At 49.5% G+C, this 8537-nt stretch carries 9 protein-coding genes; 4 read left to right on the forward strand and 5 right to left on the reverse strand.

Annotated elements, in window-relative coordinates:
- Window positions 1–226: 226 nt before the first annotated feature.
- Genes HJV72_RS00005 through HJV72_RS00025 form a run of 5 tightly spaced genes read right to left on the reverse strand, consistent with a single transcriptional unit; the run spans window position 227 to window position 2866 of the window.
- Window positions 227–502 carry a hypothetical protein gene (locus tag HJV72_RS00005; protein WP_208067698.1) on the reverse strand — a complete coding sequence of 92 codons (276 nt, stop codon included), beginning with the start codon at window positions 500–502 and terminating at the stop codon, window positions 227–229.
- A 4-nt stretch (window positions 503–506) separates the two neighbouring features.
- Complete coding sequence (locus HJV72_RS00010; RefSeq protein WP_066575319.1) at window positions 507–947, reverse strand: aspartate carbamoyltransferase regulatory subunit; 441 nt, start codon at window positions 945–947, stop codon at window positions 507–509.
- Between the two features lie 11 nt (window positions 948–958).
- Window positions 959–1876, reverse strand: a complete 918-nt coding sequence (gene pyrB / locus HJV72_RS00015; RefSeq protein ID WP_066575321.1) for an aspartate carbamoyltransferase — start codon at window positions 1874–1876, stop codon at window positions 959–961.
- A 10-nt stretch (window positions 1877–1886) separates the two neighbouring features.
- Window positions 1887–2423, reverse strand: coding sequence for a nitroreductase family protein (locus HJV72_RS00020; RefSeq protein ID WP_208067699.1), 537 nt, complete (start codon window positions 2421–2423; stop codon window positions 1887–1889).
- A 59-nt stretch (window positions 2424–2482) separates the two neighbouring features.
- Complete coding sequence (locus HJV72_RS00025) at window positions 2483–2866, reverse strand: putative ABC transporter permease (RefSeq protein WP_208067700.1); 384 nt, start codon at window positions 2864–2866, stop codon at window positions 2483–2485.
- Window positions 2867–2953: 87 nt separating this feature from the next.
- Here HJV72_RS00025 and HJV72_RS00030 point away from each other — a divergent pair, with 87 nt between their 5' ends.
- From HJV72_RS00030 to HJV72_RS00045, 4 genes are all read left to right on the forward strand, one after another.
- Entirely contained in the window at window positions 2954–4084 is a 1131-nt protein-coding gene (locus HJV72_RS00030; protein ID WP_066575333.1) for a bifunctional chorismate mutase/prephenate dehydratase, read from the forward strand.
- Window positions 4085–4102: 18 nt separating this feature from the next.
- Entirely contained in the window at window positions 4103–5398 is a 1296-nt protein-coding gene (locus HJV72_RS00035; protein ID WP_208067701.1) for an ATP-binding protein, read from the forward strand.
- 41 nt (window positions 5399–5439) lie between these two features.
- Window positions 5440–6375, forward strand: coding sequence for a hypothetical protein (locus tag HJV72_RS00040; protein ID WP_208067702.1), 936 nt, complete (start codon window positions 5440–5442; stop codon window positions 6373–6375).
- A 226-nt stretch (window positions 6376–6601) separates the two neighbouring features.
- Window positions 6602–8527 carry a deoxyguanosinetriphosphate triphosphohydrolase family protein gene (locus HJV72_RS00045; protein ID WP_208067703.1) on the forward strand — a complete coding sequence of 642 codons (1926 nt, stop codon included), beginning with the start codon at window positions 6602–6604 and terminating at the stop codon, window positions 8525–8527.
- Window positions 8528–8537 lie beyond the last annotated feature (10 nt).

Below are 8537 nucleotides of genomic sequence, written 5' to 3' on the forward strand. Positions count from 1 at the left end.
CAAAGAGCAGATGAATGATAAGAGTTTTGCTAGTCCAGATGAATCAGGCTGGCGAGTTTGTTCGTTGTTAACATTTGCGGCGAGGCGTACACGCCGTTGCTGCAAGAAGAGCCGGAATCAGGTACGGGGATGTTGAGATAACATCCCCTGCCTGGTTCCGGCTCTTCTTGTATTAGGATTTCTTTTCGACAAAGGGCTTAGCTTGCTTAGCCCTCTATCACTATACTTACACAAACAAAGCACTTCCATCAGCCAATCGTGTTACACAGTCGCCCCCGCCCATGCCAGTAAAGTAGATAGCCGATGGGGAGGTATGGGACAGATGCGAAGGTATAAGCGGGAGGGACGGAGAATCCTCACCAGATTCCTTGGCTTGTGGGATGAGAGCCGCTATCGGCGAACAGTCCACAGGGTTAGGAATCTGTGTGATAGTCGCAGTTCCCGGACGCATCGGAGCAGATGCCCATACCTCCCCATCGGCGTCTAGTTTACTTAAACCCACATTTCTAACGCTCGTCGTATTTCTCTTCGCAGTATTTGCATCGGTAGATTTCCTTTTCCGGGTCTGTCAGGACAAAGATGTGGTCCAGCTCCTGCTCGATGGAAGTGATACAGCGCGGATTCTTGCATCGGATGACGTTTGTAATCTCTTTCGGAAGCTTTAATGCTTTCTTGTCCACGATCTTCTGATCCTTGATGATATTGATCGTGATATTGTGATCTATAAAGCCGAGGATATCCAGATCTATGAAATCTATCGGACATTCGATCTTGATGATATCTTTCCTCCCCATCTTGCTGCTGCGCGCATTCTTGATGATAGCGACACAGCAGTCCAGCTTATCCAGCTTCAGGTGCTTATAGATATCCATGCTTCTTCCCGCCTGGATATGGTCCAGTACGAAACCTTCCGATATGCTGCCTACATTTAATGTATTTTCAACCATTACAATTCCTCCTAAACTTCAATTTCCAGTAATGTAAGTATGAGAGCCATCCGCACGTAGACGCCATACTGCATCTGTCTGAAATAAGCGGCCCTTGGGTCGCTGTCTACTTCTACAGAGATTTCGTTCACTCTCGGAAGCGGATGGAGGACGAACATATTGTCCGGAGCCAGCTCCATCTTCTTCGCATCCAGGATGTAGAAATCCTTCATACGGACATAGTCTTCCTCATTGAAGAAGCGCTCCTTCTGTACACGTGTCATGTACAAGATATCCAGTTTGGGAAGAGCATCTTCAAGACGGACCACTTCTTCATACGGTACATCTTTGGCATCCAGAACATCATTGCGTATGTAGCCAGGCAGCCTCAGCTCTTCCGGGGATATCAGGATGAATCTGATTCCCGTATATCGGACAAGTGCATGGATAAGCGAGTGGACGGTGCGTCCGAACTTCAGATCCCCGCAGAGCCCGATGGTCATGCCGGAGAGATGCCCCTTTAAAGAGCGGATGGTAAGCAGGTCTGTCAACGTCTGGGTCGGGTGCTGGTGTCCCCCGTCTCCTGCGTTGATTACAGGGATGGAAGAGTGGCGGCACGCTACCATAGGCGCGCCTTCCTTCGGATGGCGCATGGCGCATATGTCAGCATAACATGATATGGTACGGATCGTATCTGACACGCTTTCCCCCTTAGCGGCAGAGCTGGAATCGGCGGTAGAGAACCCCAGGATGCTGCCGCCCAGATTCAGCATGGCAGCCTCATGGCTCAGCCTTGTCCTTGTGCTTGGCTCATAGAACAAAGTGGCAAGCTTCTTCCCCTCACATGCATGCGCATATTTTTCCGGATTGGCCTCTATATCATTAGCCACATCCATCAGTTTATCCAACTCTTCCACTGAGAAATCCAGTGGACTCATCAAATGTCTCATAAAAACCTCCTTATACATATGTCAATAATTCTTCCACAGATTTTCTTCTGGGTACAGCCGGTTCGATATCAGGCCAGCCGACGGCAATCAAGGCGGCAAGCTCCTCCTCCTGAGGTATATGCAGCAGTCCGCTGATACCGTGACCGTCCCAGATTCCCATAATCACCGTTCCAAGCCCCGCCTCATGAGCGGCTAGACAGAAGGACTGGCATGCGATACCTGTATCGAACATCTGCCAGCGGTCTTCCTTATCTGTCGTATAAGAACCGTCGCGCTCAAAACCACAGATACCTTTTACAAAAGTAACTGCAATAAGCATTGGTGCCTGCTTTACAATCTTGGAATTAAATTCCGGGGTAAAATGAGTGGCGATAGTATCAAGAATTGAAGGATCTTCGACTGCGATATAACGGGTAATCTGGCTATTCTTCCAGGACGGCGAATAGGATGCGGTAGATATAAGAGATTCTAACAGAGAATGTTCCACACGTTCCGGCTTGAACCTGCGGATGCTTCTTCGTGTCATGATGCATTCCTTGGTATTCATATCATAATCCTCCCATATTGAAAATCTTTCATATATCATATAATAAATACGAAAGATTTTCAACTTCTGGACAGGATTTTTTCAAACAGCAGTCCGGCGCCGAACCAGAAAGGCGCATAATCGAGGCGGACGAGGCCGTTGATGTTCATAGGAGCCTTGCTGTAATCCCACGGACAGGCATCGATCCTGCGCAAAACAGACCCGGTGATATATTCTCCGATAAAGATACAGCATGTGTATACACCTCCTCTAAGGACCGGGCTTTTGCCTTTCAGGACTTTGCAGACGGGCGAGAGGAAACTGGCCATCCCGTATATCGGGAACATCCAGATCGACGTGCTGCCCATCAGCGTGGGATTCTTTTCTTTATAGGAATGGAGGCCGGTGAATAGGATCTCCATACACCAGCCCGCCGTTCCACAGGAGAGAAAATTATGTTTCATACGTTGTAAGTATGCCAAAGGGCAGTAGATTTTATGCACAAAATGTATTATAATACAGATTAGTTTGCAAGAAGGAGATAGATGGATATGGCAGAGTTGACAGAACTGAGGGAACAGCTGGATGAGATAGACGCACAGATTGTGGAACTGTATGAAAGACGCATGAACATATGCGAACAGGTCGGCGAGTATAAGATCGAGAAAGGAAAGAAGGTATTCGACCGTCAGAGGGAAAAGAACAAGCTGGCAGACGTGGCCGCCAAGGTCAGCAGCGACTTCAATAAGAAAGGGATACAGGAGCTCTATCAGCAGCTCATGTCCATGAGCAGGAAGCTGCAGTACCAGCAGCTTGTGAAGGCGGGCGCACTTGGCCGCCTGCCGTTCATAGAGGTTGCGTCTCTTGACAAGAGCACGGCGCGTGTCGTATTCCAGGGCGTGGAGGGTGCGTACGGGCAGGCAGCCATGCAGCAATATTTTGGAGAAGGCTGCAACTGCTTTCATGTGAGGACGTTCCGGGATGCCATGGAGGCGATAGAAGAAGGCTCTGCCGACTACGCCGTGCTTCCGATTGAGAACTCTTCGGCGGGAGCGGTGAACGAGATGTATGATCTGCTCGTGGAATTCGAGAATTATATCGTAGGGGAGACGATCCTTCCGGTAACACACACGTTGGCGGGACTGCCAGGGACGGAGCTTGCGGATATACAGCGTGTCTATTCCAAGGCAGAGGCGCTCATGCAGACGTCCCGTTTCCTGGATGACCATGCCGACTGGCAGCAGATCAGTGTCGTGAATACGGCAATCGCGGCCAAAAAGATCCTGGAGGACGCGGACCGGACGCAGGCTGCGGTTTGCAGCGCGTATGCGGCTAAGGTACACGGCCTTTCTGTCCTGGTGGACGGAATCAATGATGAGAAAAATAATTTTACAAGATTCATCGTCGTAACGAACCAGAAGATATTCCGCAAAGATGCGGATAAGATCAGCATCTGCTTTGAGGTTGCGCATGAGAGCGGTTCCTTGTATCATCTGCTGTCTCATTTTATCTATAATGACCTGAATATGACGAAGATCGAGTCAAGACCGGTAGAGGGGCGTTCGTGGGAATACCGCTTTTTCGTAGATTTTGAGGGCAGCTTAAGCGACGGAGCGGTTAAGAATGCAATCCGTGGACTGAGGGAAGAAAGCCGGAGCCTCAAGATCCTCGGCAATTATTAGGCAAGGAGCAGGAAAGAGATGAGAACAAATGAATTGATCCTCTACAAACATATGGAACAGCAGCAGATTCTTGATGATATGACGTTCCTTATGGAGAATTATGACAATGAATATTACAACAAAGAAGATATGAGAAGCCTTCTGTTCGATGTGGTGAATGCGCTCCTGGAGCTGGCTGCCAGCCATGGCTTCGAGGGCAACCTGTGGCATGATTACCTCACGTATCTGCTTGCCAGCGATGAAAACGCGTACAGCACGTCCTGTGAGATTGTCGGCGAAGTAGAAGGCAGCATCAACGATGCGGCCCTGCATGACTTTGCGATATTCAAAGAGCTGTTCGACTATGACTTCACATTGCTGGAAAAGGAGCTGGGAGCAGGCTGCCTGGCATTCGTAAGGGATTACAGAGGACTTGGCGAAGAACATGGGAATGTGTTCAACACGAGAATCAGCAGCCGCATATGCGGTCTGGGAAAAGCGCTGGCCGATGTCTCCGGCAGCAGGGAATTCAAACATACGGTAACCCAGTTCTACAAGGAGTTCGGCGTAGGCAAGCTTGGCCTTCACAAAGCATTCCGCGTCGAACATACGGCGGAAGGCGCCGAGATTGTGCCGATTACAAAGATTGCCCATGTCTATCTGGATGACCTTGTCGGGTATGATATCGCTAAAAAGAAGCTGACAGATAATACGCAGGCATTCGTGGAAGGACGGCGTGCCAACAACTGCCTCCTATATGGAGACGCGGGCACCGGCAAGTCCTCATCCATCAAGGCCATCCTCAACCAGTATTATGACCAGGGCCTGAGGATGATAGAGATATACAAGCATCAGTTCCAGGACCTGAATGACGTCATCGCACAGATAAAGAACCGCAATTATAAGTTCATCATCTATATGGACGACCTCTCCTTTGAAGAATTTGAGATAGAGTATAAGTATCTGAAAGCCGTCATCGAAGGAGGTCTGGAGCGCAAGCCGGATAACGTGCTCATATACGCCACCTCAAACCGGAGGCATCTGATCCGTGAGACATTCAAGGATAAGGCGGACCGGGATGAAGAGCTGCACACGAACGATACGGTGCAGGAGAAGCTGTCTCTTGTGGCCAGATTCGGAGTGACAATCTACTTCGGCCGTCCGGAGAAGAAGGAATTCCAGGAGATCGTAAGGCAGATAGCACTTCGTAATGGAATCGATATGCCGGAGGATGAGCTGCTGCTTGAAGCAAACAGGTGGGAGCTGAGCCACGGCGGTCTGTCAGGAAGGACCGCCCAGCAGTTCGTGGATTATCTGCTCGGGATGAGGCGGTAGGAGCTGGATAAAGGCAGCATATAATACAGGAGGATGAGAACATGAATCTGGACAAGGTAGTGCCGGACGGTCTTGCGGTCAGCCGGCCCCATAATGTGATACACGGCTTTGTCAATGGAGCGGCCGTAATCGTGATTCCGCTGGAGCAGAGTGCGCAGTACAAGATAACGCTATACCTTGATGTGGAGAGGAGTACATATAAGGATCAGTTTCTGGCATATGTGAAATCCCTGGAAGAGACCTATCCTTTCGTGAACTATGCAGGATACAACATGAAGAATGCCATCACTGTAAATATAGCGTCGCAAGAGGAGTGGGACAGGGATAACCTGACGCATCTGCTAGAAGATATAACGGCAAAATGTGCGGACTTGCAGATATATAGCTGCTGTGCCGTCTGTGGGTCCACGGAACAGCTTGACATATCCGCGGTCGACAGCCACAGCGAACCACTGTGCAGCAGCTGCTATGCCGGGATTGCAGAAGGTATGATTCAGACCGATGGCAGCAGGAGAAGAAGAGAGCATCTTCCGCTTGGCGTACTCGGAGCTCTCTTAGGAGCAGTCCTCGGCTCTGCCCTTTGGATTGTGATCGGCCAGTTCGGCTTTATCGCCGGCCTTGCAGGATATGCGATCGTATATGGAAGCGTAAAGGGATATGAAAAGGCAGGGGGCACCGTATCGAAGAAGGGAATCATCCTCTGTGTCATATTCTCATTGCTGGCAATAGCGGCGGCCGAATGTGCGTCCTTAGGCATAACCATTTACCGGGAGCTCAAGGCTGACTATTGGATCACGCCGACAGAAGCATTCCAGATGATTCCGGACTTCCTCGGCGTGGAAGAAGTCCGCGGCGGGGTCATAAAGGATCTGGTCATCGGATATGCATTTGCGGTATGGGCAAGCTTCTCTTTTGTCAAAAGCCTGTGGAAGAGGATTCAGGCAGAGACGGCACCGCATGTTATCGAGCGTCTGTAAGAAGAAGCAAAATAAGATGGATGCGTAGCTGATTATAATATTATGGTGGATGTATCATGTGTTAAATGCTATAATAGGTAAAAGCACGCAGGCGGTATTAGTATGAAATGGTACAGATTTCGACAATATAAGAGGGTAAAAAATGTCACAGGACTTCGAGTTCTGTGGCTTTTTTTATATTAGAGGACGAAGCTCGACATTCTGCGGACGAAAAAGGAGGAGAAAGATGAAGAACACGTTGTATGTAATCAAGCTGAAGAAGAATGCGGATAACAAGAAAGGGGCTGCTGCGATTCTGAATAAGGCAGAGGAAAGCTATGAAAGAGAAAGGGAAAATGAATATACGCTGTATGGGCTGAACTACGAGAATTTTAAAGATAAGTACGATGGGGAACGTGATGGTACGGAAGGGATCGTGGCCATGATCTGCTACGAGGAAGAGAACGGGAGATTCTGTAATCAGGAGCTGTATGCGGGCTACTGCGAGGTGGATTCCAAAGAGGAAAGCATGACGATAACATATAAGATGCTCCTGCATCTTGAAGATTCGAACATGATTCATAACCTTTTGGACAAGTTAGACCTGGACCTGAAAGCTGACTATGAAAGCTGCAGTTATGTCATGATCAACCATTTTACAGAATTGATCCGGGCTTTTGAAGATCTGCTGATTAACAGTGGAAAGGCAAAGGGAGAGAAGGAAGAGGAAGAATTCGTGCAGGACGGTACTGAAGAGGAGATGCCTTATGAGCTGCACGAGCTGGCCTGCCATCAGAACGAATGTGTCAGGAGGTATCGCATTAAGGCGGACAGAGACCGGGCGGCATTCCAGAGGGACAGGGAACGGATCGTCAACAGCAAGGCGTTCCGCAGGCTGGTGGACAAAGCGCAGATATTCGGTGCCCAAAAAGGTGACCACTACCGCACACGGATGACACACACGTTGGAAGTAAACCAGATTGCCAAAGCCATTGCGTATGCGCTTGGTCTGAATCTGGACCTGACGGAGGCGATAGCGCTCGGGCACGACCTCGGGCATACGCCGTTCGGACATCAGGGAGAGAGGACGCTGCAGGCGATCTTATCCGGAACGCTTCCGTGCATCGAGTTCCCGGATGATGGAATAGCTTGCAGGACAGGCTGTTTCGGCGGATTCAAGCATAATTACCAGGGGCTGCGTGTCTTAAACAAACTGGAAGAGAAATATGTGGCCCATGAAGGATTGAACATCAGCTGCCAGGTGATGGAAGGGGTATTGAAGCATACGAAGCTGAAAGAAGAGATAAGCATCAGCGACTTTGCCGATAAAGAGACCGTTGCGCACCTGAAACTGGAAGAGCGCTTCACAAGCAGGAAGAAAGGATATTATATCTGTTCCACCCTCGAAGGACAGGCGGTAGCACTGGCGGACGAGATTGCCCAGAGAGGGCATGACGTTGACGATGCAATCTCCTCAGGGCTGATTACGGTGGAAGAGCTGATTGCACATCTGGATCTGGATAAGTATCATGCGATACGGGAAGAGCTGCGGGAAGAGAAGGCCATGTTCGATACATACGAACGTACATACATATCGGACAGAGAATTGATGGCAGGCAGGATGGTATCGGCGATAGTCCACTACTTTATCAATGGTGCGATCTGCTACAGCAGGGATAGGATGGAGGAGTATGAAAGGCCGGCAGACGGCAGCATCGACAAAGAGATCGTCACGCTGTCAAAAGCCGACTGGGACGTGTGCAGATATCTGGAACAGATCATCAACAGGAGGGTGATATCCAGTGCGGAAGTTGCAAGATTCGACCACACCGGGAACAAGATCATCTATGCGCTATTTCAGGATTACTATCGGAATCCGCGGCTGCTCCACAAGGGGACGCTGCAGAGGATATACAGCCATATGCTGCAGCATGAGGATGCCTCGGTCAGAGAGAGTGCCATCCATCTTGGGACTGGCAATATTGGTATCGTGAAGGAAGAGATACAATCTATCGTTGAAGGTGAGATAGGGCTGGAGGATGAGATAGACCTGCCTGAAGACGAATTCGTACGGTTTGAGAAGAGAAAGATACTCGTACGCAATATAACGGACTTTATAGCCGGGATGACGGACAGCTATGCATTACAGGAATACAAACGCCTGCATCCATAACATGACGGTA

Origin of the sequence: Extibacter sp. GGCC_0201 (genome assembly GCF_017566055.1) — a bacterium.
In the GTDB taxonomy this organism is placed as follows: Bacteria; Bacillota; Clostridia; order Lachnospirales; family Lachnospiraceae; genus Extibacter.